A 26,352-nucleotide genomic window follows, 5' to 3' on the forward strand; every position below is an offset into this window, starting at 1 on the left:
TTATAATGAACAAAAGCATTTAAACAAAACAAAAAGAGAGGAGAATGGCAGATGTTCAAACAACTCAGCACGAAATATTTTAACTGGATATTGATCATCGGGGCTATTCTCTTTGTTTTTGAAATTATATTCTTCCACGGTGGGTCCTTGTTTTCCGCACTAATATCTGGATTCTTCGTGTATTTTAGTTGGAAAAGGCTGCATAGTTTATGGTGGAAAATTGTATTTGCGATTTCTTTAATTAGTTTCACCTTTTCATTTTTCAACTTATTGGCAATACGTTTCTTCATTGTTGCGGCGATTGTCTTTTTCATATTGAATTATATTAAATCAACTCAAGAACCTAGTCAGGAAACACCAGAATTTCCGGAAAAGGATTACGAGCGTGAAACCATGACATATGTAGAGCCTTTATTCGATGAACGTTTTTTTGATGATTATCGAACAGAAGAAACTGCTTATCAGTGGAAAGATGTTAACATGCATGGCATTTTCGGTGATCGTATTATTGATTTAAGTAATACCGTGCTTCCGAATGATACAGCAGTAATATCCATTCGTCACCTAATTGGTAATATTGAAATCTATGTTCCATATGAAGTTGAAGTCAGTATCCATCATAGTTCCGTTTTTGGAAGAGCATCGATATTTGGGGAGTATCATCAAAGGTTAATGAATAAATCTATTCATTATGAGACTGAGTCTTACAGTGTAACGTACCCAAGAGTAAAAATCATTACTTCAATATTTTCTGGAGACATTGAGGTGAAACGCGTATGAAGACGATTATGCGATATGTCCTCTTGTCAATTGCTTGTAGTTTTTTCTTAGGGTTTACATTTGTGGTCATGACTTTTTTAACCTTTTCCTTAAACGATTCCATCGGATGGAGTGCATTATGGGAAGCGAAAATAGGAGATGTATCTTTCTTATTAACATTAGTAGCTTTAACGATTATCTTCGGTACGGTCATTGGTACGATTATTGGCTGGTATTGGAAAGAGAACCTGAAGCAAATTGAAAAAATGTTAAACGGAATAATTCAAGGAGACAGACATCCTGAAAAAGAAGAAATTCCGAAAGAAATGGATACTATTTCGAACCGCATGAACCAGCTTCAAGATAAATTAAGAGTCCAAACAGAACATGCGCAACGGATTGCGACCGAAAGAGCAAATGAACGTGAACAAAGCTTGCAGGAAGTGGTAGTTCAGGAAAGAAATCGACTTGCAAGAGAATTACATGATTCTGTAAGTCAACAGCTTTTTGCTGCTTCGATGATGATGTCAGCAATTAATGAAGCGGGAACTTCTGAAGATGAAAACTTAAATAAACAGTTAAATATGGTAGAAAAAATGATCCACCAATCACAACTCGAAATGCGGGCATTATTATTGCATTTACGACCCGTAGCTTTAAAAGGAAAGTCATTGCAAGAGGGAGTCGAGGAGCTCCTACATGAATTAACGCAAAAAGTTCCATTAGAAATTGATGCGAAACTAGAGGATTTTAACACAGATAAAGGAGTAGAAGATCAGCTATTTCGTATTTTCCAGGAGTCTATCTCAAATACGTTACGCCATGCGAAAGCAACTACGTTACAGGTTCTCTTAATTGAGCGAGACCAAAATATTATTTTACGTGTGTCGGATGACGGTATTGGATTTCAAGCAGAAGATGTCAAAACAAGCTCTTATGGTATGCAGAATATGCGTGAACGCGCGTACGAAGTTGGCGGTACATTCAAGATAATAAGCGTACCGAATGAAGGAACACGATTGGAAGTAAAAGTACCTATCTTAAGAAAGGAAGATACATCCAATGATTAAAGTTTTATTTGTCGATGATCATGAAATGGTACGAATTGGCGTATCTGCATATCTTTCTTCACAACCTGATATTGATGTAATAGCAGAGGCAGATGATGGTACGCAGGCTGTAGACCTTGCATTAGATTTACGCCCAGACATTATTTTAATGGATCTTGTCATGAAAGAAATGGATGGAATTCAAGCAACGAAAAAGATAATCGAGGCGTGGCCAGAAGCAAAAATCATCATAGTAACGAGTTTCTTAGATGATGAGAAAGTATATCCTGCGTTAGAAGCTGGAGCGACAAGCTATATGTTAAAAACATCGAAAGCAAGTGAAATTGCGAAAGCCATTCGTTCGACGTATGAGGGACAGTCCATTTTAGAGCCAGAAGTGACTGGAAAAATCATGAATCGTATGCGTGCTGGTCAGGATACCGCACTTCACGAGCAATTAACTGAACGAGAAAAAGAAATTTTATTATTGATGGCAAAAGGGAAGTCGAATCAAGAAATTGCTAATGAATTGTATATTGCTTTAAAAACAGTAAAAGTACATGTGAGCAATATTTTAGGGAAGTTAGAGGTGCATGATCGTACGCAGGCTGTAATTTATGCATTTCAGAATAAGTTGGTAGAGTAGGATAATTCCTTAGCTTCAAGTTAGTTGTGAATACGTATTTTTAAGGTCTTTCTCATTTTTTGGGAAAGGCTTTTTTAAATTGAGATATTTCTAACAAAGTAGTCTACATGAAAGATAGTGCAATAATAGTGGAAATCAACATTTTAAGTACTATTATTAAGTGAACATCCGCACTGCACTAAGGTTGGTGTATTTAAATTTACAAATATTTACTCAACCTTTACGCAATGAACAAACGAACTTAACAAAATACTTTTATAGTTATAGATGTATACAACTTACATACAAGGAGAGGTGATAAAAAATATTTACCCAAAGAAGAGATGGAAGGCTAGCTATGTTTATCAGTTAATTCCTGGGTTGTCATTTTATGATTGTTCAATTTTTAATAAAGGAGAATAGAAAATGATAAAAATAGTATCAAAATTCTTTTTAATAGTAGGACTTATAACAACTTTGGCAGCGTGTGGAAATGAAGCAAGTTCACAATCTTCTTCAGAAGGTGCAGACAACAAAGGTTGGCCAGAGGAACTAACATTGGTTCAAATGCCAAATGAAAACAATCCCAATGCAGCTTCAATGCATTCAGCATTGAGAGATCACCTTGCGGAAGAATTAGGAATAGAAGTAAAAGAATTTGAAGGGGGCAGTTATGCTGTTGGAATTGAAGCCCTAGCGAGTGGGAATTTAGATATCATGCTAGCTAGCCCAATGAGCTACTATCAAGCTGACCAAAAAGCAGGAGCGGAATTATTAGCTATTCCTCAAGTAGAAGGCCAAGAATATTATACTGCTTTTATTGCAAAAGAAGACAACGGAGAAATTAACAATTTAGAGGATATAAAAGGAAAGAATTTTGCTTTTGTTAATGCTGCATCTTCTTCAGGCTATCTATATCCAAAGGGAACTTTAGTTCAAGAGTTTGATCTTGATCCTGATTTAGTTGAGCAGTCTGGAAACTTTTTTGAAAATGTTACCTTCTCAGAATCCCATGTAAATAGTGTAATGGGGGTTAAAATGGATGATTTTGACGCAGCTGCAGTGGCGATTGGTCAGCTAGATAGTATGGTTGAGGCAGGAACTATTAAGAAAGATGAATTTAAGATTATTGGTCGTACAGATGATATCCCAGACGCTTCCTATATTATGAGAGAGGATTTACCAGAAGACTTTAAAAAAGCCTTAAGAGATGCGTTTGTATCTTTTGAAGATGAGAAATATTTTGAAGCGGTTCACAATGATCCTAAAGCCCGTTTTGTAGCACCTGAACAAGATTATTATGATACCACTATTGAAATGCTTGAAGCCATAAATGCATTAGAGGAAGATGCAGAATGAATTCATTATTATCTATAAAAAATTTAGTTAAAGTCTATGGTAAAGATACTCGTGCGTTGAATGGAATTTCCTTAGATTTCTATCCAGGTGAATTTATTGTCATCATCGGGCCATCTGGGGCTGGTAAGTCTACGCTCATTCGAAATATCAATCGCCTTGTAGATCCTACTAAAGGAGAAGTTATCTTTGACGGACAGCATTTGGAAAAATTGAGCGGGCGCAAATTACGTAAAGAACGTTCTAAAATAGGAATGATTTTTCAACATTATAACTTAGTTGGTAGAACGAATGTTATTAAAAATGTTCTCCATGGACAATTAAGTAATGTTCCATTGTACAAGAGTTTGTTCGGTCTCTATCGCCATGAAGATAAACAGGAGGCCATTACGCTTTTGAAAAAAGTCGGACTAGAAGATCAAATATATAAACGAGCTGATACGCTTTCTGGAGGGCAAATGCAACGAGTTGGAATTTGTCGAGCGATATTACAGCGACCAAAGCTGCTGCTTGCAGATGAACCAATCGCATCATTAGACCCACTCTCCGCTAATATAGTGATGCAACAGCTTCATACCATTTCTCAAGAAAAGAAACTAACTTGTATTGTGAACTTACATCAGGTAGATTATGCCAAAAAGTATGCCACACGCATTATTGGAATTAAAAAAGGGACAGTTGTCTTTGATGGATCTCCATCACAATTAACAGATGAAATAACACAGGATATATATGAAGGAAAGGAATCGCAACTAACGCTCAAGGGTGAAGGAGAAGTAGTGGAAAAAGAGTTAGATATGGGGGGAGAGCAGTCAAAGCGGTTGGCTGTGGGTCAAAACAATGAGTAAACAAGCCTTATATAAGATACCCCTTAAGCAAACAGATTCAACCAGAATCTATGTAATTGGTGCGGCTCTCTTTTCTATGTTGATTTTTTCCATATTTTACTTAGAAATTTCCTTTATCGATATGTTCATGGGTTTGCCAAACTTTATTATGTTTTTCTTTGAAAACTTTCTTCCACCAAACGTGCAGAATATACAACAATATATTCCAGCAGTAATCGATACGCTTGGATATGCGATCATCGCTACCTATATTTCTACGATTATTGCGTTCATTTTTGGAATATTAATATCGAAAAATACCAATAAGTATAAAACCATTAGGGTAATAACACGTGGGTTCGTATCGATTTTACGTAATATTCCTTTCATTATTTGGGGAGCTTTATTGGTATATATCTTTGGTATAGGGGGGATTGTTGGCGTTCTGGCATTGATTTTGGTAACAATCGGTTTTCTAAGTAAAAGTTACGCAGAATCTATTGATGAAATTTCTGGTGATAAGCTTGAGGCTTTACGAGCGAATGGATCTTCTTACCTTCAAATTTTGTTCCATGGCATTATACCGCAGTTTGTTCCTGCCTGGATTAATTGGACATTATTTGCTTTTGAGATTAATGTTCGAGCGTCTGCTGTTTTAGGCCTTGTTGGAGCAGGGGGAATTGGTGTCTTAATTGATACAAATATCAATTTATTTAAGTATGGAGAAGCTATTACCATTATTGCCATGGTCGTTTTGATTATTTTGTTAACAGAGTTTGTGACCAATTCGATTCGAAGACGTTTTGTTTAATTATAGAGGTTGTTCACAAAGTCATATATAGTAAGGAGATTAAAGACACATGGAGCATATTAGGGTCACTTCAAAAGGAAGTTTTAGCAAGTCGATTTTTCTAGTACTTATATTAGGTGCGGTTTTTATTATAGCTGTAAAGCTTATCAACTTAGATATGCAATCGTTTTTTGAACGATTAGAAAATGTCCCGAACGTTGTAAGTCAAATGATGGCTATTGATTTTTCTATTGTTCCTAATGCCGTAGTAAATATTATAACTAGTTTAGCATTGGCTTTTTTAACATTAGTGGTAGGTATTTTTATAGCAATGTTTCTAAGCTTTCTAGCAGCATCAAATATTGCGCCGAATCCATATTTAGCCAATTGTATAAAAGGTTTTTTTGCTATTATTCGATCTGTTCCTTCATTAGTTTGGGGGTTAATGGTAATAGCCAGTCTAGGTTTTGGCAATGTGTCGGGTTTTATCGCAATTTTAATTTCTGCTGTTGGCTATCTAGTTAAGACATTTACAGGCAGTATTGAAGAGACAGGTGGCGAGGTTATTGAAGCGATGAAGTCCACAGGGGCATCTTGGTTTAAGATTGTGTATCATGGTTTGCTTCCGCTTTGTATTACCGCGTTTGTTGCATGGATTACTGTGTGCTTTGAAAGCAATGTTTCTGAATCCATCGGTTTAGGAATCATAGGGGTTGGTGGAATTGGTCTGTTATTGACACAAGCTATTAATACTTATAACTATGCGCAAACAACTACAATTGTAATTTTGATTTGTTTATTAATGATTGTTCTTGAGTTTGTTATGACAAAGATTAAATCTAATATTAAATATGGAAGTAGTTAATATAGGAGGGTTTTAAATGAAAAATGCAACATTAAACTGGGTTCGCTTACCCTTAGATAGTTTAGATAATTGTCGAGAGTTAGGTGGGTATAGCACAAGATTCGGACAGCAGACAAAATGGCACTCTTTTCTAAGATCGAGTGATATGAGTAAGCTTACTCAAGAGGATAACGACTTTTTGAAAGCATACGGATTGAAGACTATCATTGACCTGCGTGGAGCAGATGAAATTGAGAAACATAAAAATCCACTTGCAGAAGTGGATTTTTGTAACTATCATAATATCCCTTTTATTACGAAAGAAGTATCTGATATCACCTTCTCTACTTATAAGGTGACGATGGGAGATTTCTATATTGATCTATTGGAGCAAAAGAGCGATTCTGTTAAAAAAATATTTGATGTGATTGCAGGGGCTGAAGAAGGCTGCATCCTCTTTCATTGTGCAGCGGGAAAAGATAGAACAGGAATTTTAGCCATGTTACTGTTAGGACTAGCCGGAGTAGAAAGAAAAGATATTGTCTCCAATTATGAAGTAACTTACACAAACTTAGAATCAATGCATCATTTAGTTAGTTCCAATGAAAATATTCCACAGGAGTATATGTATTCTAATCGTGATTATATTCTTAAAGCCTATGAATACATCCTTGAAACTTATCAAAGTATTGACCAATATTTGATAGCAAAAGATGTGGATCAGTATACCATCGATCAAATAAGAGAACGCTTTTTAGGTCTTGGTGAAATTGTTGTATCATAAATATTTTTTATTAGGAGAAGTGTTTAGGTGCTTCTTCTTCATTTTTATTTCATATTCGTGATCTCGACCATACAAGAATGTAAGGGGAAATGTCTTGAGGTTAATAGTAGGATAATTTAGAATGTATGTGAATATTTGTCGAAGGGGATTAATAACATGGCCGAACAATCATTGGTTGATAAAGCTTTTACAAAAATCCGTGAACATATAGTTACAGCAGATTATATGCCAGGAATGCTCTTATCAGAAAATGGATTAGCAAAGGAACTCGATATGAGCCGCACACCAATCAGAGGTGCAATTTCACGTTTAGAGTCTGAGGGTTTTGTAAGTTCAATTAAAAATCGTGGAATTATAGTACGAGAGATTTCCTTGAAAGAATTGTTAGACGTTAGTCAAGTAATCTTTTTTTTGCAAGAATTTACAGTTGATGAAGTAGAAGCAAGGGGACTTCACTTCAATATCGAAAAGTTGAAACTGTATTTGAACATGCAGCTAGATGCTGAAAAAAATGATGATTATTATAAGTACATACAGAACCATATTCTTTTTACTCGGTGTATGATTGAATCTGCAAACAATAAAGTTATGCTAGATTTCATGGATTCGATAAAAGATAAGTTTGTCCGAATGGCTATGGTTAATTGGAGGTTAACCCCTAATCAAAAGCATTATTCTGCAAATCAATTAAATAAGCTAATTTATGACGAAATTTGTTTGCAAAATTATTCCAACATTAAGCAGATTTGTAGAGAAACATTTCTGAAAAACCGAGAAAGAATGATAATGGCTACAGGATTTTAAAAAGAATAAATTTCAATTATTGTCTGTGTAGACCATTTAACAAAATGAAGGTTAATAAAAATACATCGCGGGTACAATGAAAAGGTGAGTAAGGTTTAAGGAGGAATTTATTATTAAGCAAAAATATACAGCCATAACGGGAGCAAGTTCAGGAATTGGTTATGCAGCTGCCAAAAAATTTGCAAACCGAGGAAAAAATATAATCATTATAGCCCGCCGTGAAACGTTATTACATCAATTAAAGGATGAAATTTTGGAGGATCATCCTGAAGTCGATGTAGTGATTAAAGTCGCTGACTTATCCAATGCAACGGAAGTTATTCAGCTATATAAATACTTAAAGCAATACCACATTGAAACATGGATTAATAATGCTGGATTTGGTATTCATACACTGATAAAAGATGAAGATCTCGGTCGGGCACAAAATATGCTTCACTTGAATATCGAAGCGTTAACGATACTATCTACTCTTTATGTTCAAGATTATGCTAATGTAGAAGGAACGCAATTAATTAACATTTCCTCAGCAGCGGGTTATAATATGGCTCCAACTGCGGTCATATATAGTGCTACGAAATTTTACGTTAGTTCCTTTACGGAAAACCTTGCCCTTGAGTTAAGAGAAAATGGTGCGAAAATGCAAGCTAAAGTATTAGCTCCTGCCGCAACAGAATCTGAATTTGCCAAAATTGCTAATAGCGATAAAGATTTTGATATGGACCAGGCATTTGATAAATATCATACCAGTGAAGAAATGGCTGATTTTATGCTTCAACTATATGATAGTGACAAAATCGTAGGATCTGTTGTCTCGGAAGATTACTCATTTGAGTTAACGGATAATAAATTTCCGTATCTTGGTTGATGAATCGTAAACAGAATTAGATGTATATATGAAAAAGGAAGCTGTTAAGGGCTTCCTTTTTTGTATTTCATATATGAAAAAAGTACAATTCAAAAAAACATCATATTCCTTTTTAGCAATTTGGTCGTTTATTGCCGATCTCTAATTAATTTTGTTATAAAGATAGGTGGAACTAAATACTTTCTTTTTTTATGTATCCAAATTGTTCAGAAATTAACTTAGAAGTCATATTAACTTTTTTTACTAATTCAGTATTTACTCTATCAAGCGACACTCTATTAGTAGGACCTGATATACTAAAACTTGCTATTATATTACCTTTGTAATCATAAATAGGTGAAGCTATACAGCGAATTCCTTCTTCATTTTCAACATTGTCCAATGCATATCCTTGTACTTTTACTTTTTCTATTTCCTTCCTAAGCTTCTCTTGTGAGGTAATGGTTAGTGCAGTCCGTAATTCAAAAGTCATGTTATTAATAACTTCTTCAAAATAAATTGGATTCATGCCAGAAAGAAGAACTTTACCAACAGCAGTACAATAGAGGGGAGCCCGACTTCCGATTGTAGAATACATCCTGATGTTCTGATTCTTTTCTTTTTTATCTACATAAAGGACTTCCCCATTATTTTCCACACATAAATGAACCGTTTCATTAACATCTCTAGATAAATTAACAAGGTAGGGTTCTGCAACCTTAATTACATCCATGTTGTTTAACATCACACTTGTTAATTTTATTAATTGATTACCAAGCATATATTTTTCAGTTTCAGGATCTTGTTGAACATAACCTAAATTTACAAGTGTTGAAGTAATTCTATGTGTTGTACTTTTTGTTAAGCTAGAATTTTCAGCCAATACAGTTATTCTCAAACCATCGGGATTATTTGAAAGTACCTTTAAAATTGTAAAAGCACGTTCAATAGATTGAACGTTTGACATATTGTTCTCACCCTTTTCTTAAAGATATTGCTACCACTTAATAGTAGAGGATAAATTATCTTTTGTAAATTGAGTTTCGATTAGTAAGTTAAATATTCAATTTATTTTTAATTTTTGTATTGTTAAAAATGTAAGCGCTTGTTATAATTATTTGTGGAACTTGATTCCGTATTACGGAACAAAAAGAAAGATAAGGAGGTTTTAATAAGTAAGTTTTATACTTTAATGGTATCGCTTACATTAAATTCTCTGATAAGTAAAGAGAGGAGAGTAATTTTATGTTAAAGAAGAAGGTTTTAATAACTGATTGCGATCATGGAAATGTAGATATTGAAAAAGAAACACTCGAAAAAGAAGGGATTTCTTTTGAATTGGAACAGTGTAATACAGAAGACGATTTAATTTCAAAAGGTAAGGGTTATGAAGTATTTATTAATCAGTATGCACCAATCACAAGGAGAGTTATAGAAAACTTACCTGATCTAAAACTAGTTGTCCGATATGGTGTTGGTGTGGATAACGTTGATACAGATGCAGCAACTGAACATGGTGTTCAGGTATGTAATGTTCCGGATTATGGAATGAATGAAGTAGCTGATCAAGCATTAGCGATGATGTTGAATTTTACTAGAAGTATATCTCTAATGAATAGTTATGTTCGTAAGGGGATTTGGGATTATCAAAAAAGTGTGCCTCTATACCGGCATAGTGAACAAACAGTAGGGGTTATCGGAGTTGGTAGAATCGGTAGTTCTTTTGCAAAGAAAGTAAAATCTTTAGGTTGCAGAGTCGTGGCTTACGATACGAAGTATTTAGACAATAAATCTAAAAAATCACCCGAATATATTGATGAATTCTTGTCATTAGATGAACTATTAGAGCAAGCCGATGTTGTTTCAATTCACTGTCCTTTAGATAAAGCACGCAATTTAATAGATGAAAAAGAGTTACTTAAAATGAAGCCAACAGCCTATTTAATCAATGTCTCTAGAGGTGGAATTATTAATGAAAAAGCTCTAAACAAGGCATTAACTAATCATTGGATTGCTGGGGCTGCAGTAGATGTTGCGGAGAACGAACCACTACAACCAGAATCAGCGTTACTAGAACATGATAATTTTATTTGTACACCTCATATGGGATGGTATTCAGAGCAAGCAGCATTAGAACTAAAAAGAAAAGTTGCAGAGGAATCTATTCGATATATGAATGGAGATCAAGTATATTACCCAATTAATTTCAAAAACGAAAAGGAGAGTATTCAATGAGGAAACTTAGAAAATCATTCTTAATGGTAGTTCTACTAGCTTCTACTATCATGCTAGCTGCTTGTGGAAGTGATGATGCAACAGCAGATGGAGAAAGTGGAGACACAAAATTATTAAAGGTAGCATTTAATCAACCTGAAAGTCACCCACAATTTAAAGCGATGGAAGCTTTTGGCGAGAAGTTAAATGAATTAACGGATGGTCAATACGAAGTGGAGGTTTCTCCGAATGAGCTATTAGGTGCCCAAAGAGAGACAATTGAACTTGTTCAATCAGGGACAATAGACATGTCTATTGTTGGCGGAAGTTTGATGGAAAACTTTAACGAGGATTTTTCCGTATTTAATCTGCCATATGTATTTGATTCAGTAGAACATCAAATGTCTGTGGTTAACAACCAGGAAATTGTAGGTGACTTATATAAATCAGTCGAGGAAGACGGTATGACAGTTTTAGGTGCTTTTCATGGAGGAGTACGTAATGTTTATAATAATAAACAGCCTATACATACACCAGAAGATATGAAAGCATTAAAAATTCGTGTTATGGAAAGTGATACAAACGTTAAAATGATGGAGTTAATGGGAGGAGTAGGTACTCCGATGGGGCAAGGTGAAGTGTATACAGCTATTCAATCAGGAGTTCTAGACGGTGGAGAAAATAACGAACTAGTCTATAATGACTTGAAACATGGAGAAGTAGCCTCTTACTATAGCTATACGCAACACTTGATGGTTCCAGATTATCTAATTATTAATTCAAATCTATTCAATGGGATGAGTGATGAACACAAAGAAATATTTAGAGAAGAATTATCTAAAGCAATCGATATGGAAGTAGATCAATTTGATGAGGATGTACAAGCTGCTAAAAAAGAAGCGGAAGAACAAGGTTCTGAATTTAACGATGTAGATATTTCTGTCTTTCAAAAAGAAGTAGAGCCTTTAATCCAAGAAAAATTGACTACTGAAACTGCTAAAGAGTTATATGAGGAAGTAAGAACAGCAGTTGAATAGATGGAGTGATGTATATGGAAGCAGTAAAAAAAGCTTTAGATAAAACGCTTGCAGTCATTTGCATTGGATTATTTGGTTTTTTAGTATTGCTAGTTACTTGGCAAGTATTTACTCGGTTTATTTTGAATAACCCTAGTGTTTTCTCAGAAGAGTTAGCAAAATATTGTTTTGTATGGTTAGTTTTATTTGGTGCTGCATTTGTCTTTGGGGAAAGAGGTCATATGGCTGTTGAATTTATAAAGAATAAATTTCCGACTAAGGTTAAATTGATGATTGAGATTCTAATAGAAGTTATCACGATTCTATTTGCATTAACTGTACTCCTGATAGGGGGATATTTAGCTGTAGATGTAGCATGGAATCAGCTTTCTGCTTCACTACAAATACCGGTAGGATATTTATACGCAGGCATACCGATTAGTGGTTTATTTATTGTATTTTATTGTATATATAATATCACTAATATTATTAAGAACAACAAAACCATAGAACAGCTTTAGTTCTAATAGGAAGGAGATTACTATATGGATATAGCTGTTCAAGCAGGATTAATTCTCCTAGTGGGTATTGTGTTTCTACTCATTATAGGGGTACCAATAGCAATTAGTGTAGGAGTAAGTTCTGTTCTTGCTATGTTTACAATACTAGAGTTTGATAATGGTCTTCTCACATCGGCACAACGAATGTTCACTGGTATTAATTCATTTACGTTGCTAGCAATCCCGTTCTTTGTGTTAGCAGGAGTAATTATGAATAATGGAGGCATAGCATCGAGATTAATCAATTGTGCGAAAATTTTAAGTGGAAAAATGCCTGGATCATTAGCGCATACAAATATTTTAGCTAATATGTTATTCGGTTCTATTAGTGGATCTGCTGTAGCTGCAGCTGCTGCAGTCGGAAGTACGATGGGAGAGCAACAAGAAAAGGAAGGGTATAAAAGAGAGTTTAGTGCAGCTGTAAATATAGGCTCAGCCCCAACAGGTATGCTCATACCACCTAGCAATATAATGATTGTCTTCTCACTTGTAAGTGGTGGTACTTCTATAGCGGCTTTATTTTTAGCCGGATACGTACCTGGACTATTGTGGGGGATTGCTTGTATTCTTGTAGCCCTCATTATTGCTAAGAAGAGAGGTTATAAAAGCCAAATAAAAATAAGTTGGAAACAAAAATTATTAGTGATATTGGATGCGTTACCAAGCCTCTTGCTTATTGTAATAGTAATTGGAGGTATAGTAGGCGGGGTGTTCACAGCCACGGAAGGATCGGCTATAGCAGTAGTTTATTCCTTACTATTATCATTTGTTTATCGGTCAATTAAGATAAGAGATTTACCAAACATTTTATTAGAAGCTACTAGAACAACTTCAATTGTGGTGTTTTTAATAGGTGTTTCTACCATTATGTCTTGGGTAATGTCTTTTACAAACATTCCAGGACTAATAGCAGATCTATTACTTTCCATTTCGGATAACATGATTATTATTTTATTAATCATGAATATCGTTTTACTTATAATTGGTACCTTTATGGATCCGACACCGGCAGTACTTATTTTTACACCCATTTTTTTACCTATTGCATTAGATTTAGGAATGGATCCAATTCATTTTGGGATTATGATGGTACTAAATTTAAGTATTGGAACAATTACTCCTCCTGTTGGACCAGTTCTATTTGTTGGAGCTAGAGTTGCTAAATTACCTATAGAAAATGTTATTAAGCCATTAGCACCATTCTTTCTTGTGACGATTGTCTTATTATTATTGGTTACTTTTGTTCCAGCTATATCTCTTTCTATTCCTAAATTATTTGGGGTATTAGATTAGAAATTATATTGTAGAAAATTAAATATTCAGATGGAAGGAAAGGTGTTATGGATACAGTAATTTATGCTGGACCAAAGAATATTTTATTTCAGAAAAATCAAAAACCAACTCTAACCAAGGGTTGGGCAATTATAAAAACTTCATATGCTGGGATTTGTGGAAGTGATTTAAGTATATTTGCAGGCGTACATCCACGTGCAGAAGCCCCTTTAGTTATGGGACATGAGTTCTCGGGTACCATTGAAGAAGGTCACCCAACTTTAAAGAAGGGAACTAGGATAACGGTTAATCCTTTATTGCGCTGTGGTGAATGTCATCCATGTCGAAATGGCTATAGCCATGTATGTGAGAACTTAAAGCTAGTTGGTATTGATTGTGATGGTGGAATGGGTGAGTATGTGAAAGTTCCTATACATAGCATCGTACCGTTGAAAGATAACATTTCAATGAAATTAGGTGCGCTAATTGAACCTGTTGCAGTTGCTGTGCATGCGATAAGACAAGGTAATTATATATCTGGTGATAGTGTAGTAATATTCGGAGCAGGAACCATAGGTCTTTGTGTAGCTTTAACTTTAAGATCTTATGGAGCAAAGAAGTTAATAATTGTTGAACCGAATAAATTACGTATAGAGAAGGCGAAAGAACTTGGTTTTCAAACGATTGATCCATTATCTGATAGTATAACGGAAAAAATATTAGAAGAAACCGGTAATGTTGGTGTAGATTATGTCTTTGATTGTGCGGGGCATCCTTCTGTAGTCGAAGCTATTACAGATGTTGTAAAAGTAAGGGGCAATATAATTATTGTAGCTATGTATAAGCAACCCCCCATTCTTGATATGAGACAAGGAATGTTTAAAGAATTAATTATTAAATTTGTGCGAGTATATACAGATAAAGATTTTCAAATAGCGATTGACTTAGTAGGCGATCATAAGGAGTATGAAGAAATAATAACGCATGTCCTACAACCAGAAGAAGCCGAGAAAGGCTTTGAGTTATTAACAAGGCAAACAGATGCAGTGAAAGTAATGTATGAATTCAATAGGAGGCAATTGTAGTGAATGAATTGTTCGATTTGACAGGAAAAGTAGCTGTAATAACAGGTGGAAATAGAGGAATTGGGAAAAGTATTGCATCTGGGTTGGCTAGTGCTGGGGCAAATATAGTTATAATTGCTAGAAATATTGGTGAAGACGTACTTCATGAAATAAGAAAAGAAGGGGTTGATGTGATAGGTATTAATTTTGACTTATCGAACTTTCAAGAGTACGAAACAGTGGTCCAAAAAGTAATAGCAGAATTTGGAAAAGTTGATATTTTAGTGAATAACGCTGGCGTACAAATTCGTCATCCATCTGCTGAATTTCCAAAGAATGATTGGGATGCTGTTATTGATATTAATACAAATGCTGTATTTTTTCTCTGCCAAGCATTCGGTAAACATATGCTAGAGAGGAAGAGTGGAAAAATTATTAATCTAGCATCGATGCTTTCATATGAAGGTGGTTATCTCGTGCCAGCTTATGCTGCGAGTAAAGGAGCTGTTAAGCAATTTACTCAATCTTTATCTAATGAATGGGCGGAATTTGGAATTAATGTTAACTGTATTGCACCGGGTTACTTTGAAACAGATATGAACACAGCAATTATTGAAGATGAGAAGCGTTACAATAGTATTTTAGAACGAATTCCTGCAGGTAGATGGGGGAAACCAGATGATTTAAAAGGTACCGCAATATTTTTAGCATCACGAGCATCTGATTATATGAATGGATTTACTGTAGCTGTGGATGGTGGATATTTAGGAAGATAATAATCTTAGGAAGGGGAATGTTAAAATGGAAATAAGATATGCAACAAATCCAAGAGATTTTAAAAATTATGATAATGAGCGAGTTAGAGAGGATTTTTTAATAAACAATCTTTTTGAAAAAGGAAATATAAATATGGTCTATTCTCACTATGATCGTTTAATTGTTGGGGGAGCTGTTCCAATAAACTCTCCTTTACGGTTAGAAGATAAAGAAACGTTGAAAACAGAATTCTTTTTAGAGAGAAGAGAGGTAGGCTTCTTTAATATTTCAAATAGTAAAGGGAAAATTACTGTCGATGGTGAAGTATATGAGTTAGATCATAGAGATTGTTTATATGTAGGAAAAGGAAATAAAAACATTTTAATTGAAAGTATAGATTCAAATAATCCAGCAAAAATTTATATCGTGTCTGCAACTGCTCATAAGAATTATCCTACTCAAAAAAAATCTTTACAAGAAGCAACTCATAGACACTTGGGAGATGACGCCCAATCGAATAAACGAGATCTTTATCAATTTATACATGCAGATGGAATTCAAAGTTGTCAATTAATGATGGGGATGACTTTCTTATCAGAAAATAATATGTGGAATACCATGCCGCCGCATGTTCATGACAGAAGAATGGAGGCTTATTTATACTTTGATTTAGAAGAAGACGAAAAGATAATGCATTTTATGGGCAAGCCAAATGATACACGGAATATTATAGTATCAAATGAGCAAGCGGTTCTTTCACCACCATGGTCTATTCACTCAGGTGTTGGAACTAAAAATTATACATTTATTTGGGCAATGGCCGGTGAAAATTATACCTTTGATGATATGGATCATGTAGACAAGAACGAGCTAAAATAATATGAAGCTACTATAAGCCATTTGATAGAATAGTAACCTTATTTTTTGAACGTCTTCTCTATTGGGAAAGGTGTTTATTTAACTAATGAATATTTAAGATCGTCCAGGACTTGCTACTTATATCGACTGCTTTATCACAAATTAAATTACACTTAAGTTCGATTATAGCAGCAAGGTTTAGAGTTATGGTTGATATTAAACAATAGTAAATGGAAGGATAAAATAGTTCGCACCAAAAAAGTGTGGACTATTTTATTTGTACTTATCTATATTAGTAATATAAGTAAAACGGAATATTTTAAATACATATTAATGGAATATATATAGGAATAAAGATGCATTTTGTGATTATTTTCTACTATTGATTTAATCATTTTTCCTAATTGTTTATACTTGTTTTAATAACAGAGTCTGAGAAATTATAACTATATTAATGTAAAGAGGGAAATGCTATGGATGCTTCTTTTCAAATAAGTCAGTTAACAAGTGAAATCTCAAATTATAATGCTACGATACAAGCAAATAATGAAAAAATTAATCGGCTTGAAAACTCGTATACAAAAATATTAGGAGATCAAGATGAACTCAGTATGCAAAAAGGAGAGGCTAATCGCCCTGAAATAACAACGGATTTATGGCATGGAAAACATGCCAATGACTTTATGAATAAAAGGGAAAGTATTAAAAAGGAATATAACAATATAATGAATAACGATGTTAACGTGCTACTTGATAATATTTCTGAGGCAATTAGGCAATTAAAGAGTACGAATGCAAATTTATCTAGTTTAATTGAAACGAATCAAAATAGGATTCGTACATTAAGACAAATGGAGGAGGATTGATTATGCCAGAGATTAAAGTTGACCCGGATAAAGTAACACCTATATTAAACAATTTAAAAAGAAAAACAGAAGATTTAGAAACTAGCAATCCAAATCCGACATTTTCAACATCTGATTTAGACTTCCTAATAAAGATTCAGTCGATTGAGGAAAACTACTATTCTACATTAAATAATTATAAGGATGCACTGATTAAAGTAGAATCCAGTGTAGATGAAGCTGTTCAAGCTTACGTAGAAACTGATGAAAATCTTGCGAAACAAATAGGACCTCTTCCTGTTAAATAAAAAGAACTGTATCAAGTGGATAAGGAGTTTATACAATGAAAGTAATCAAAGTTGATGAGGTTATAGGTGGTTTAGAAAAGATCATTGATATAAAAACAAAAGAAAAAGAGCAAATTCTAAGCATCCGTGATGGATTGAATAAGATAATAGATCTTAATGATGCGTTGAAGGGAGAGGGAGGAGATGCAATTAAAGAACATTTTATGACATTGCACTTTCCTGCTGTCACTCTATTTAACTTGTTTTTGGAAGAGTATATCAAAGTATTGGAGCAGATAAAGAAATTAGTTCTTTCATTTGAAAATGAGAATGGTCTTGTGCGTGAAGAGTTTATAGAGAGTGATATAAAGAATGGTTTAACGAGATTAGAAGATTTAACACATGAAATTGTAAATGATATTAACAGTCATTATAATGAAGTCAGTGACTTGGTCCCTAATAGTTCTGTGAGAACATCTCAATTTGATTATCAAATAGCAAGTACACGAACTGTACTAAGCGATACACTAACTAAATTTGCTGATCTGGATGAGAATAGCACTTCAAATTTACAAAGTTCCTCAGCTTCATTGGATGAAATATCAGCTTTTATTTCAAAGATTAAGGGCTGGACTAAAAATGGGGTGTTTTTAACTTCATCTCAGATTGAAGAAGTAGAAGATTATTTCTTAGAGTCAAATGTAATACAAGATATGATTGATAGTGCAACCAAACTATCCGTTGAACAAAGAGATTCGACTATACAAGGAGAGATAGCAACCTGGTTATCTAATTTAGGTAAGTTCAATGGTGCATATAATGTAGCGAAAGGCGCTCTTGCTTTTCAAATTTTAAATAGCGGTATGCTTACAATGGAGAAAGACGGTAAAGGGAACTTTATTGTAAGAGCAACCGATGCTTGGACACAAAACAAGAGTGGAAAATATAATTCAAAATTAGCAGAGAGAGTCTACAAGTTATTGCAATATGGAGACAAAAATTCCATTAATCCTTTAAAACGTTATATTGGAAAAGCGGGTAGATCTCCTAGTGGTGTACTTAGAGAAATTATAGGCTTAAATAGTGCTACGAACAGAATAGGTTTTGGGAAAATAGCAGATAGTTATTCTTCTAGTGTTTTAGTATTTGATAAAAATGAACTAAAGAATTATGGAATGAAAGTGGATGTTAAAGGAACCGCAAATCAATTATCAACACAAGGTGGTTTAGCTAAATTTGCTAAAAGAATTCCTTATGTTGGAATAGCGTTTTCCATTGGTACGAATTCAGGGGAGTATTATAGTGATGAAAATAAACATAAATCGGGTGCTGAAAAAACAGGACGGTTTGCAGCAGGCATAGGTTTAGATGCAGGGGTTGCAGGGGTTACGACGGTAGGTGCAGGTATAGGGACATTGATTTGTCCAGGAGTCGGTACTATAATAGGTGGCGCAGTTGGAGCCGGAGTTGGTATTGTCGGTTCATGGCTTGCTGAAGATACTGTGAAAGATTGGGGAGAAAGTGCTGGTCGTTGGGTTGATGATCGTTATGAAGATGTAAAAGATTGGGGTAATGATGCTGTAGATTGGGTTGAAGAAAAATCAGAAAAACTAGTATCCAGTGTAGGTAATTTTGTTTCCGGTATTTTTAATTAATTTTTAGGACGGGGAGCTATCGATGTGAATAATCAATATCAAGAAAAAATATTCTCTATAGGTTCTGGGATTAAATCCTTTGTGAAATTAAATATAGTACTATTTCTTATCGTACTTATGTTCTTTATTAATTATTTTGCATGGAACGACGATAGTAAAGTTTCGATATTTATATTTATAATTTTTGCGGAACCATTTATCATTTTATATTCAACAATAAATTGCTTTAAACCTTATGAAAAAATTAAAAAAATAGAATTTGATAAAGAACAACCAAAAGAGTGGATTGCATTATCGATTGTGATAATCTTCCTATCATTGTTTTCACTAATTTTCTTAGGTGCAAATATTCCTTATCCAAGTACAATAATTTTCTTGATATTAATGACAAACTTCATGGTTGCCCTTTACTCTGTTTTTTTTCATCCAGTTGCGATAGGGTTTTATGAAGCGAATGTCTATTCTGAGAAATCAACAGTATTTGATTACATTTTCAAATACATAGCAATTTTCTTTTCAGGAATAAATTATTATGTACAAATTACATTATTAAAGCTGCCACTGTTTATAAATAAATTAATAGCTATTGTTTTTGTTTTGTTATTATTGTGGCAAGCATTTGGTGTAATAGGATTGTTTGAGTGATAAATTAATATGAAAATCTGATTTGTGTAATTAAAGGAGGGCAAACGATGCAAAGAACAGAAGAAATTAGACTTTCCATGCATGAATTTGTTTCTGCTCTTGCACTGTGTGGTTATGATTCAATGGCTAGACAAGTGATAAATGAGCAGGAATTAATAAAAAATGAAACTGAATTTACTCGTTTCATAGATGAAACGGAAACGAAACTAAAACAGAAAGGCTATTGGGATGATAACAGAGAATCCAATCTAGCGAAAGGATTAGAGGATTTACTTTATCTACTTGTACATTCAAAGAAAAAAGTTCGTTGCATTCAAATGCGAGAAAAACAAGTTTTGCTTATTCATTCGTTAAACAACAATAATGCACTTCTTCAAAGAATACAGACGGGGGAGCATACATTTTCATTCCATCACAGTGGAGATGGATTTTATGATATTCTTCGTAATCATTATGGAATGGCGAATATCGAAATTAACGTGGAGGGATGGCAACCAATACAAATGACAGATGAGATGTTTGATGAATTACATACTACAGATCCTGAAATTTTACATGCAATGAAAGAAGATGAAAATCAAGCTATTCCTTTGCGTGAATTCGCAGGTGATCTTCTGAAGAACGGTCAAGAATTCGATAATATTTCTTTTATGGTATCCAATTATGTAAAAGACCAGTCAGAGTTTGATGAAGTTCAATTCTTGTTACCGGCTAATAATTATATTTGGCACTTGAATTATGAAAACGTGGAAATAAAGAAGGAAGTAGTTCTTCAACCGATTCCTGTACAATCGTATTTTGAGGAAATTGATAAGGCTATGAAAAAGTTTTTAAATGAATAATTTCCATTAAGACTATCATTTTTGAAGTGATCGAAATGAAAAAAGAGTGTTCTCATTCGAACACTCCAAAAAAATACTATAAATCTCTCTCTTATATGCTAAACTCTTATCGTCACGCCGCTAATCCGTCACGCCGATAAGAGCTATAGCTGGATGCTAGAAAAATTGAACTAAATTAAGGAATAGATGAAGTGTGCAACTCCATCTTCAGTATTTGAAAGGGTAATTTCATTACAATAATCTTGTATTTCTTTAGGAGCATTCCCCATTGCTGCACTTCTTCCAGCTAGTTTTAACATAGATATATCGTTAAAGCTATCACCTACTGCAGCTGTATTGGTTAAATCTACATTCAACTTATTTGTAAGCATTTTAAGTGCATTTCCTTTTGAAGCATTCTTGTGCTCTAGTTCAAAGTTATTTTGAGCAGATTTTACAATTGATAAACCCTCAAACTGCTCAAAATGTGCCCAACCTTTTTGAAGTTTCTCTTGGTGAAATGAAAAAGCCAGAACATTATAAAAGTCAATATCATAATCAATCAAATCTTGATAAGAATCGATAACCGAAAAACCATATTGACTAAATTGTTTATTCACAGCTGCTTGAAGATCATCGATGCTAACTTCTTTATTTGCACTAATTACCTTGTCTATTTCAACGGCTAAAAGATCTCTGCCTTTTTTAGGAGTAAATATAGATTGGTTACTAAGAATTTCGTAATAAAAATTTTCTTGCTCCAGCCAACGGAGAACATCAATAGCATCATTCTTGTTTATGGATGTAGAATGAAATAATTCTCCATTTGGTCGATGTATCGTTGCACCATTCGCACCAATAATCCAGGTATTTATTCCAGTTGTTTCAAAAATAGATTGAACGTCAAAATGTGCTCTCCCAGTAGCAATTACTACTTCTACTCCGTTGGCCTGAGCAGATTTAATCGACTCTAAGTTTGTCTTACTGATTTCATTCCGTTCGTTAAGTAGTGTACCATCTAAGTCTACGGCAATTAAATTCACCATATCATTCATCTCCTTGATCATTAATCTCTGCTGTTAAAAGTTCAACATGATGTTTATGCAGCAATTCCCTAAATGCTTGTGGCGGTGTTTTATCTGTAATTAATAAATCAATATCTTGTAAATCCGCAAATCGGAAAAAATCCGTATTTCCTAATTTAGTATTGTCAGCTAATGCGATTACCTGCTTAGCCTGTTGTATCATTTTTCTTTTCACTGCACCATCTTCTTCATGTGCAATTGTTAATCCACTTTCAGAGATACCTACAACTCCAATAAAAACTTTATCTACATTGTATTCGGAGAGTTTATCTATTACAGAAGAGCCATATACATATCGATGCTCTTTTTCCAAAATCCCACCTAACAACTGAATATTGATATTTGAATTAGAGGATAATACTTCTGCTTGATTAATAGAATTGGTGATTATCGTACATTCGGTATTGTTAATATGCTCAGCACATGATTGTACTGTAGTTGAAGCATCTAAGATTATCCTGTCACCCGGATAAATTAACGATGCTGCTTTTTTACCAATCACCTTTTTCTCATCTGAAACAATGTTTAGTCGATGGGAGTAATTTTTAATTTCTGTATGGATGGAAGGGAGGAGAGCTCCACCACGAGTGCGCACAATTTTGCTTTCTTCTTCAAGCTTCACCAGATCTCTACGCGCAGTATCTCTCGATATATTGAAAAGTGAACATATTTGTTCAACGGAAATTCTTTTATTTTCTTTTAAATAATCCAATATAGATAACAATCTTTCTTCTTGATACAAAGAAATCTCCTCCTTTTAAGTAATTATACAATAAAATTAAGTGTTTGTAATTATAAATAAGCAAAAATAAGTAATTTTATAAGATTGGATATAAATTTATAATATAGCTTCGTTGTAAAAACCAAAATAAGCCTAAAGTTTGTGAGAAGTAGAAAAGAGAGCAGTTGTAAAAAAACATAACTTACTTATAATCCGAAGAAAGTAGTGAATAAAGTGGCTCTAAAAACGAAAAAAGCCTTATAATCCGAAGAAAAGTAGTGAATAGAGTGGTTCTAAAAGCTATAATTCTTTAGAAATCAAAATAAACAGAACAAAGTTAAATCTAAAATAAGTTGGAAAACAAAATGCCCTGGTTTGCATTTAATAGCAAACCAGGGCTAACTAGCAAGCAGATTTACGTAATTAATCCCAAAATATGATCTATTTTTGTGATTAATTATATAACTCTCTGTGAATTATTCGAGATTTGCGTGCTTGCCGTACATGGTCTGAGAATCTAATCCTTTTTTGTTCATAAACTTCAGAATTAGAGCATCGTAAAATAACATCATTGTTTGCTCAAAAAGAGAGCCCATTGGTTGGATAGTTTGATAATTATTTTCTGTGTGATTTTTCGTAGCTCCGGGTAAATGAACTACAATATCTGCTAACTTTCCAATTGTGGATTCCGGTGCAGTAGTTACTACCGCAACCGTGCCCTTAAAGTTTTTGGCTTTTTCAGCGATGGAAACTAAGGTTTTTGTTTCTCCTGAACCTGATCCGATAATTAACAAGTCGTTTTCTTCTAAATTAGCAGTTACGGTTTCTCCCACTACATATGCATCAATTCCCATATGCATCATTCTCATCACAAAAGATTTTCCCATAAACCCAGATCTTCCGGCACCAGCGACAAAAATTTTATTGGATTCTGTGATACTATCTATTAATTTCTCTGATTCATTATCAGAAATTAACCGGATTGACTGGCTTAATTCCTGTACGATTTCAGAAGCATACTGTGTTGTTTTCATTATTTATCACTATCCTAATTGGATTAATTCTTTCATTTCACGAGCAACGGCTTGTTTATCTTCTTTGCTTGTGATTCCGCCACCTACAATGATGAGGTCGGGTTGGTGCTTAATTACTTCTGTAAGTGTTTCTTGCTTGATTCCGCCTGCGATAGCTGTTTGGGCTTGTTTAACAACACTTTTAATGGTTGCAAGATCTTCAAAAGAGTTCTTACCTACAGCTTGTAAATCATAGCCAGTGTGTACACAGATGTAATCTACACCTAGTTCATCTAATTCTTTTGCACGTGTTTCAATATCTTTTACGGCAATCATATCGACAAGGATCTTTTTGTTATGTTTTTTTGCTTCTTCCACGGCTCCTTTGATCGATTGATCTTCGGCTGTACCAAGAATTGTAATAATATCAGCTCCTGCTTGAGAAGCTTGACTTACTTCATATCCAGCTGCATCCATAATTTTGAGATCAGCTAATACCGTTAAGTTCGGGAAAGCAGCCTTCATTTCTTTAACTGCTTTAAGTCCTTCATTAATAACGACGGGTGTGCCAATTTCTACGATGTCAATATATGATTCAACTTCCTTTACTAATTCGATTGCTTCTGGAATGTTGACAAGATCTAATGCTAGTTGTAATTTCATATTGAACTCTTCCTTTCTTTGGTTAACTTTAAAGTATGATGTCCATTATAAGTTCTAACTATCATGAACGGAAGTACGCACTTTTAACTCATATAGTGACAAAAAGTATACTGTAAAAATCAGGATTATTTGTTGCAAATAAAAAACCATATACATTTGTACATGGTTGATTATGTGTTATTCGTTGAATTTTCTTTAGAACGATCTAGATGGTCTTCTAAAAAATCTTTGTAATCTTTACCCCAATCATACATTGCTTCTAATATCGGCATTAATGTTTCTCCTCGTTCCGTCAGCGAATATTCTACTTTCGGAGGTACGACGGGATAAACTTCACGATGAACAATAAAGTCAGATTCTAATTCTCGAAGCTGATTTACGAGCATACGCTGGGTAATATTAGGCATGAGTGATTTCAACTCGTTAAATCGCTTCGTACCTTCTTTTCCTAAATACCAAAGAATTAGCATTTTCCACTTACCGCCAATTACTGCTAATGTTAATTCTTTTTCACAGTTGAAATCTCTATTGCAAACATGTCCCATGCTTTTTCTCCTTTCAAAATAACGATAGCTATCTGAACGATTGTAAAAAATTATATCGTTTATATTTGTGTGCATCAAATAAGAGGAATTATTTAAATGTTCATAAAATAAAATATTCAAAGTATAGAACATTGGTAAAACTATTAAAATCAAAGTAAACTTACCTATATTTTCAAGCGGAAATATGTTAATCTAACGTTGTGAATTAAATAGAACACTGCAGTATTGTAGGAGAGGTTCGCGATTTAAATCCCTCTATAAAAAACTAAGGAGATAAACAACACGCTTCTTTGTGTTGTTTTTTTTGATTGTATGGACTGTGAAAGTAAAACGGTCACTCATCAGCAAACATTATTTTCTTCTTCTTTTTTATATGGGATGGATTCATATTTGAGGAAAAGAGAGGGGAAATAATATGTTTAAAAAGCCGAAAGTTTCTATTGTTCAACAAATAAGGGGGAGATTGAAATGATGCAACAAATATATCCTGTTATCCCCCATTCGTATGCTTATGAACTTAATAAGGATTTTCATTTTTCAGCAGCTCATTATATTCCACAAGATCAAGCAGGTAAGTGTCAACAAATGCATGGACACACGTATTTTACAAATATAACAGTTGTTGGAGATGAACTCGATGAAACTGGATTTTTAGTAAATTTTAAACAGATTAAGGATTTGATTCATAAACGCTTTGATCATGGAGTAATCAATCATGATTCTGCTTTTTCAGATGAACAAGCAATTGACTTTCCAACCACAGAAGTAGTCTCTCGTAAAATTTATGAAATCATTCAGGATTATTTAGATGGTTTGCAAAATAAACCGAAATGTATACAGGTTTATTTACGAGAAACTCCTACTAGTTACTGTATCTATCGTCCGAGAGGGGAGAAATCAACATGAAGATTCCTGTTTTAGAAATATTCGGTCCTACTATTCAAGGGGAAGGTATGGTCATTGGCAGAAAAACGATGTTTGTGCGTACTGCAGGCTGTGATTATTCCTGTTCTTGGTGTGATTCTAAATTTACATGGGATGGATCGGAAAAAGACTCGATTCAAATGTTGGAACCAGCAGAAATTTTTGATTCTTTAAAAGAAGTAGGAGGCAACAAATTTGGCCACGTAACGATTTCAGGTGGAAACCCTGGATTATTGAAGCAAATAGATAGTTTGGTCGATTTATTGCATCAACACCAAATAGAAGTCGCTCTGGAAACACAGGGAAGTAGATGGCAAAATTGGTTTACAAAAATAGATGATCTAACATTATCTCCTAAGCCACCAAGTTCAGGAATGAAAACTAATTTTACTACGCTTGATTACATTATTGAGAGATTACATAAGGAACAAGATGGACATTTTAGTTTGAAAGTCGTTATTTTTGATGAAGAGGATTTGGCCTACGCAGAACAAATACATGAAAGATATCCATCTGTTACATTATTTCTACAGGTAGGAAATGATAATCTAGAAGCGAATGAGAATGAAAGCTTATTATCTGATCTATTGGAGAAATATGAGAAATTGATCGATCGTGTGATGGAAAATAAGTTACTTAAGGATGTTCGAGTATTACCACAATTACACACTTATTTGTGGGGGAACAAGCGGGGGGTTTAATCCTATATTAAAAAACAAGGAA

The 26,352-nt window shown here is 34.0% G+C and carries 30 protein-coding genes and 1 riboswitch; of the genes, 24 read left to right on the plus strand and 6 right to left on the minus strand.

Annotated elements, in window-relative coordinates; genetic code table 11:
• Positions 1-51: 51 nt before the first annotated feature.
• From liaF to AQ616_RS07505, 10 genes are all read left to right on the plus strand, one after another.
• A complete protein-coding gene (gene liaF / locus AQ616_RS07460; RefSeq protein ID WP_017798021.1) occupies positions 52-780 on the plus strand; it encodes a cell wall-active antibiotics response protein LiaF in 729 nt (242 codons plus the stop codon).
• Positions 777-1,829, plus strand: a complete 1,053-nt coding sequence (locus AQ616_RS07465; RefSeq protein ID WP_017798020.1) for a sensor histidine kinase — start codon at positions 777-779, stop codon at positions 1,827-1,829. The genes liaF and AQ616_RS07465 overlap by 4 nt, the downstream gene beginning before the upstream one ends.
• Positions 1,822-2,454, plus strand: coding sequence for a response regulator (locus tag AQ616_RS07470; protein WP_017798019.1), 633 nt, complete (start codon positions 1,822-1,824; stop codon positions 2,452-2,454). Before AQ616_RS07465 ends, AQ616_RS07470 begins: the two co-directional genes overlap by 8 nt.
• Positions 2,455-2,859: 405 nt before the next feature.
• Entirely contained in the window at positions 2,860-3,792 is a 933-nt protein-coding gene (locus AQ616_RS07475; RefSeq protein WP_069685426.1) for a phosphate/phosphite/phosphonate ABC transporter substrate-binding protein, read from the plus strand.
• Positions 3,789-4,637: a phosphonate ABC transporter ATP-binding protein gene (gene phnC, locus AQ616_RS07480; RefSeq protein WP_069685427.1), complete on the plus strand. Its 849-nt coding sequence runs from the start codon at positions 3,789-3,791 to the stop codon at positions 4,635-4,637. Before AQ616_RS07475 ends, phnC begins: the two co-directional genes overlap by 4 nt.
• Positions 4,630-5,427 (plus strand): phosphonate ABC transporter, permease protein PhnE, encoded by a 798-nt coding sequence (gene phnE, locus AQ616_RS07485; protein ID WP_069685428.1) that lies wholly within the window; start codon positions 4,630-4,632, stop codon positions 5,425-5,427. Before phnC ends, phnE begins: the two co-directional genes overlap by 8 nt.
• Positions 5,428-5,476: 49 nt before the next feature.
• Positions 5,477-6,271, plus strand: a complete 795-nt coding sequence (locus AQ616_RS07490; RefSeq protein WP_069685429.1) for a PhnE/PtxC family ABC transporter permease — start codon at positions 5,477-5,479, stop codon at positions 6,269-6,271.
• Between the two features lie 16 nt (positions 6,272-6,287).
• Positions 6,288-7,034 carry a tyrosine-protein phosphatase gene (locus AQ616_RS07495; RefSeq protein ID WP_069685430.1) on the plus strand — a complete coding sequence of 249 codons (747 nt, stop codon included), beginning with the start codon at positions 6,288-6,290 and terminating at the stop codon, positions 7,032-7,034.
• A gap of 156 nt (positions 7,035-7,190) precedes the next feature.
• Complete coding sequence (locus AQ616_RS07500; protein WP_069685431.1) at positions 7,191-7,838, plus strand: GntR family transcriptional regulator; 648 nt, start codon at positions 7,191-7,193, stop codon at positions 7,836-7,838.
• A gap of 109 nt (positions 7,839-7,947) precedes the next feature.
• On the plus strand, positions 7,948-8,706 hold the full coding sequence (locus AQ616_RS07505; RefSeq protein ID WP_069685432.1) for an SDR family NAD(P)-dependent oxidoreductase: 759 nt from the start codon (positions 7,948-7,950) through the stop codon (positions 8,704-8,706).
• Positions 8,707-8,878: 172 nt separating this feature from the next.
• Here AQ616_RS07505 and AQ616_RS07510 read toward each other — a convergent pair whose 3' ends face one another.
• Positions 8,879-9,652 carry an IclR family transcriptional regulator gene (locus AQ616_RS07510; protein ID WP_017798017.1) on the minus strand — a complete coding sequence of 258 codons (774 nt, stop codon included), beginning with the start codon at positions 9,650-9,652 and terminating at the stop codon, positions 8,879-8,881.
• Between the two features lie 278 nt (positions 9,653-9,930).
• Here AQ616_RS07510 and AQ616_RS07515 point away from each other — a divergent pair, with 278 nt between their 5' ends.
• From AQ616_RS07515 to AQ616_RS07570, 12 genes are all read left to right on the plus strand, one after another.
• Positions 9,931-10,920: a C-terminal binding protein gene (locus AQ616_RS07515; RefSeq protein ID WP_069685433.1), complete on the plus strand. Its 990-nt coding sequence runs from the start codon at positions 9,931-9,933 to the stop codon at positions 10,918-10,920.
• Positions 10,917-11,936, plus strand: coding sequence for a TRAP transporter substrate-binding protein (locus tag AQ616_RS07520; RefSeq protein WP_069685434.1), 1,020 nt, complete (start codon positions 10,917-10,919; stop codon positions 11,934-11,936). Before AQ616_RS07515 ends, AQ616_RS07520 begins: the two co-directional genes overlap by 4 nt.
• A 14-nt stretch (positions 11,937-11,950) precedes the next feature.
• On the plus strand, positions 11,951-12,436 hold the full coding sequence (locus AQ616_RS07525) for a TRAP transporter small permease (protein WP_017798014.1): 486 nt from the start codon (positions 11,951-11,953) through the stop codon (positions 12,434-12,436).
• Positions 12,437-12,460: 24 nt separating this feature from the next.
• Positions 12,461-13,768, plus strand: coding sequence for a TRAP transporter large permease (locus AQ616_RS07530; RefSeq protein ID WP_017798013.1), 1,308 nt, complete (start codon positions 12,461-12,463; stop codon positions 13,766-13,768).
• A 47-nt stretch (positions 13,769-13,815) separates the two neighbouring features.
• Positions 13,816-14,832 carry a zinc-dependent alcohol dehydrogenase gene (locus tag AQ616_RS07535; protein ID WP_069685435.1) on the plus strand — a complete coding sequence of 339 codons (1,017 nt, stop codon included), beginning with the start codon at positions 13,816-13,818 and terminating at the stop codon, positions 14,830-14,832.
• Entirely contained in the window at positions 14,832-15,587 is a 756-nt protein-coding gene (locus AQ616_RS07540; protein ID WP_069685436.1) for a glucose 1-dehydrogenase, read from the plus strand. The genes AQ616_RS07535 and AQ616_RS07540 overlap by 1 nt, the downstream gene beginning before the upstream one ends.
• Positions 15,588-15,612: 25 nt before the next feature.
• Positions 15,613-16,446 (plus strand): 5-dehydro-4-deoxy-D-glucuronate isomerase, encoded by an 834-nt coding sequence (kduI, locus tag AQ616_RS07545; protein WP_069685437.1) that lies wholly within the window; start codon positions 15,613-15,615, stop codon positions 16,444-16,446.
• 452 nt (positions 16,447-16,898) lie between these two features.
• Positions 16,899-17,291, plus strand: coding sequence for a YwqH-like family protein (locus AQ616_RS07550; RefSeq protein ID WP_017798009.1), 393 nt, complete (start codon positions 16,899-16,901; stop codon positions 17,289-17,291).
• Between the two features lie 2 nt (positions 17,292-17,293).
• Entirely contained in the window at positions 17,294-17,578 is a 285-nt protein-coding gene (locus AQ616_RS07555; protein WP_069685438.1) for a YwqI/YxiC family protein, read from the plus strand.
• Between the two features lie 35 nt (positions 17,579-17,613).
• Entirely contained in the window at positions 17,614-19,212 is a 1,599-nt protein-coding gene (locus AQ616_RS07560) for an LXG domain-containing protein (protein WP_069685439.1), read from the plus strand.
• A 24-nt stretch (positions 19,213-19,236) separates the two neighbouring features.
• A complete protein-coding gene (locus AQ616_RS07565; RefSeq protein WP_069685440.1) occupies positions 19,237-19,857 on the plus strand; it encodes a hypothetical protein in 621 nt (206 codons plus the stop codon).
• Between the two features lie 47 nt (positions 19,858-19,904).
• Positions 19,905-20,699: a hypothetical protein gene (locus AQ616_RS07570; protein ID WP_069685441.1), complete on the plus strand. Its 795-nt coding sequence runs from the start codon at positions 19,905-19,907 to the stop codon at positions 20,697-20,699.
• Between the two features lie 170 nt (positions 20,700-20,869).
• On the opposite strand, the gene AQ616_RS07575 is transcribed toward AQ616_RS07570, so the two are convergent.
• From AQ616_RS07575 to hxlR, 5 genes are all read right to left on the minus strand, one after another.
• A complete protein-coding gene (locus AQ616_RS07575) occupies positions 20,870-21,724 on the minus strand; it encodes a Cof-type HAD-IIB family hydrolase (RefSeq protein ID WP_017798004.1) in 855 nt (284 codons plus the stop codon).
• Position 21,725: 1 nt separating this feature from the next.
• Positions 21,726-22,505, minus strand: a complete 780-nt coding sequence (locus tag AQ616_RS07580; RefSeq protein ID WP_017798003.1) for a DeoR/GlpR family DNA-binding transcription regulator — start codon at positions 22,503-22,505, stop codon at positions 21,726-21,728.
• Between the two features lie 455 nt (positions 22,506-22,960).
• Entirely contained in the window at positions 22,961-23,518 is a 558-nt protein-coding gene (gene hxlB / locus AQ616_RS07585) for a 6-phospho-3-hexuloisomerase (protein ID WP_069685442.1), read from the minus strand.
• A 9-nt stretch (positions 23,519-23,527) separates the two neighbouring features.
• Positions 23,528-24,160 (minus strand): 3-hexulose-6-phosphate synthase, encoded by a 633-nt coding sequence (gene hxlA / locus AQ616_RS07590; RefSeq protein WP_017798001.1) that lies wholly within the window; start codon positions 24,158-24,160, stop codon positions 23,528-23,530.
• Positions 24,161-24,330: 170 nt separating this feature from the next.
• Positions 24,331-24,705 (minus strand): transcriptional activator HxlR, encoded by a 375-nt coding sequence (gene hxlR, locus AQ616_RS07595; protein WP_017798000.1) that lies wholly within the window; start codon positions 24,703-24,705, stop codon positions 24,331-24,333.
• 227 nt (positions 24,706-24,932) lie between these two features.
• Positions 24,933-24,980, plus strand: a riboswitch (PreQ1 riboswitch).
• Between the two features lie 193 nt (positions 24,981-25,173).
• Between hxlR and AQ616_RS07600 the strand changes: the two genes are divergently transcribed.
• Together AQ616_RS07600 and queE are read left to right on the plus strand one after the other, a co-directional pair.
• A complete protein-coding gene (locus tag AQ616_RS07600; RefSeq protein ID WP_017797999.1) occupies positions 25,174-25,611 on the plus strand; it encodes a 6-pyruvoyl trahydropterin synthase family protein in 438 nt (145 codons plus the stop codon).
• Positions 25,608-26,330, plus strand: a complete 723-nt coding sequence (queE, locus tag AQ616_RS07605) for a 7-carboxy-7-deazaguanine synthase QueE (protein ID WP_069685443.1) — start codon at positions 25,608-25,610, stop codon at positions 26,328-26,330. Before AQ616_RS07600 ends, queE begins: the two co-directional genes overlap by 4 nt.
• Positions 26,331-26,352: the final 22 nt, after the last annotated feature.

This window comes from Oceanobacillus sp. E9 (assembly GCF_001741975.1).
GTDB classification, from domain to species: Bacteria; Bacillota; Bacilli; order Bacillales; family Amphibacillaceae; genus Oceanobacillus; species Oceanobacillus kimchii.

What these genes read in the sequence shown, in the direction of transcription:
- queE (WP_069685443.1), top strand. Translation starts at nt 25,608, where the DNA reads ATGAAGATTCCTGTTTTAGAAATATTCGGTCCTACTATTCAAGGGGAA.
- AQ616_RS07600 (WP_017797999.1), top strand. Translation starts at nt 25,174, where the DNA reads ATGATGCAACAAATATATCCTGTTATCCCCCATTCGTATGCTTATGAA.
- AQ616_RS07490 (WP_069685429.1), top strand. Translation starts at nt 5,477, where the DNA reads ATGGAGCATATTAGGGTCACTTCAAAAGGAAGTTTTAGCAAGTCGATT.
- hxlR (WP_017798000.1), bottom strand. Translation starts at nt 24,705, where the DNA reads ATGGGACATGTTTGCAATAGAGATTTCAACTGTGAAAAAGAATTAACA.
- AQ616_RS07530 (WP_017798013.1), top strand. Translation starts at nt 12,461, where the DNA reads ATGGATATAGCTGTTCAAGCAGGATTAATTCTCCTAGTGGGTATTGTG.
- AQ616_RS07510 (WP_017798017.1), bottom strand. Translation starts at nt 9,652, where the DNA reads ATGTCAAACGTTCAATCTATTGAACGTGCTTTTACAATTTTAAAGGTA.
- hxlB (WP_069685442.1), bottom strand. Translation starts at nt 23,518, where the DNA reads ATGAAAACAACACAGTATGCTTCTGAAATCGTACAGGAATTAAGCCAG.
- liaF (WP_017798021.1), top strand. Translation starts at nt 52, where the DNA reads ATGTTCAAACAACTCAGCACGAAATATTTTAACTGGATATTGATCATC.
- AQ616_RS07470 (WP_017798019.1), top strand. Translation starts at nt 1,822, where the DNA reads ATGATTAAAGTTTTATTTGTCGATGATCATGAAATGGTACGAATTGGC.
- AQ616_RS07515 (WP_069685433.1), top strand. Translation starts at nt 9,931, where the DNA reads ATGTTAAAGAAGAAGGTTTTAATAACTGATTGCGATCATGGAAATGTA.
- AQ616_RS07535 (WP_069685435.1), top strand. Translation starts at nt 13,816, where the DNA reads ATGGATACAGTAATTTATGCTGGACCAAAGAATATTTTATTTCAGAAA.
- AQ616_RS07495 (WP_069685430.1), top strand. Translation starts at nt 6,288, where the DNA reads ATGAAAAATGCAACATTAAACTGGGTTCGCTTACCCTTAGATAGTTTA.
- phnE (WP_069685428.1), top strand. Translation starts at nt 4,630, where the DNA reads ATGAGTAAACAAGCCTTATATAAGATACCCCTTAAGCAAACAGATTCA.
- AQ616_RS07570 (WP_069685441.1), top strand. Translation starts at nt 19,905, where the DNA reads ATGCAAAGAACAGAAGAAATTAGACTTTCCATGCATGAATTTGTTTCT.
- AQ616_RS07525 (WP_017798014.1), top strand. Translation starts at nt 11,951, where the DNA reads ATGGAAGCAGTAAAAAAAGCTTTAGATAAAACGCTTGCAGTCATTTGC.
- AQ616_RS07550 (WP_017798009.1), top strand. Translation starts at nt 16,899, where the DNA reads ATGGATGCTTCTTTTCAAATAAGTCAGTTAACAAGTGAAATCTCAAAT.
- kduI (WP_069685437.1), top strand. Translation starts at nt 15,613, where the DNA reads ATGGAAATAAGATATGCAACAAATCCAAGAGATTTTAAAAATTATGAT.
- AQ616_RS07520 (WP_069685434.1), top strand. Translation starts at nt 10,917, where the DNA reads ATGAGGAAACTTAGAAAATCATTCTTAATGGTAGTTCTACTAGCTTCT.
- phnC (WP_069685427.1), top strand. Translation starts at nt 3,789, where the DNA reads ATGAATTCATTATTATCTATAAAAAATTTAGTTAAAGTCTATGGTAAA.
- AQ616_RS07475 (WP_069685426.1), top strand. Translation starts at nt 2,860, where the DNA reads ATGATAAAAATAGTATCAAAATTCTTTTTAATAGTAGGACTTATAACA.
- AQ616_RS07560 (WP_069685439.1), top strand. Translation starts at nt 17,614, where the DNA reads ATGAAAGTAATCAAAGTTGATGAGGTTATAGGTGGTTTAGAAAAGATC.
- AQ616_RS07465 (WP_017798020.1), top strand. Translation starts at nt 777, where the DNA reads ATGAAGACGATTATGCGATATGTCCTCTTGTCAATTGCTTGTAGTTTT.
- AQ616_RS07500 (WP_069685431.1), top strand. Translation starts at nt 7,191, where the DNA reads ATGGCCGAACAATCATTGGTTGATAAAGCTTTTACAAAAATCCGTGAA.
- hxlA (WP_017798001.1), bottom strand. Translation starts at nt 24,160, where the DNA reads ATGAAATTACAACTAGCATTAGATCTTGTCAACATTCCAGAAGCAATC.
- AQ616_RS07555 (WP_069685438.1), top strand. Translation starts at nt 17,294, where the DNA reads ATGCCAGAGATTAAAGTTGACCCGGATAAAGTAACACCTATATTAAAC.
- AQ616_RS07575 (WP_017798004.1), bottom strand. Translation starts at nt 21,724, where the DNA reads ATGGTGAATTTAATTGCCGTAGACTTAGATGGTACACTACTTAACGAA.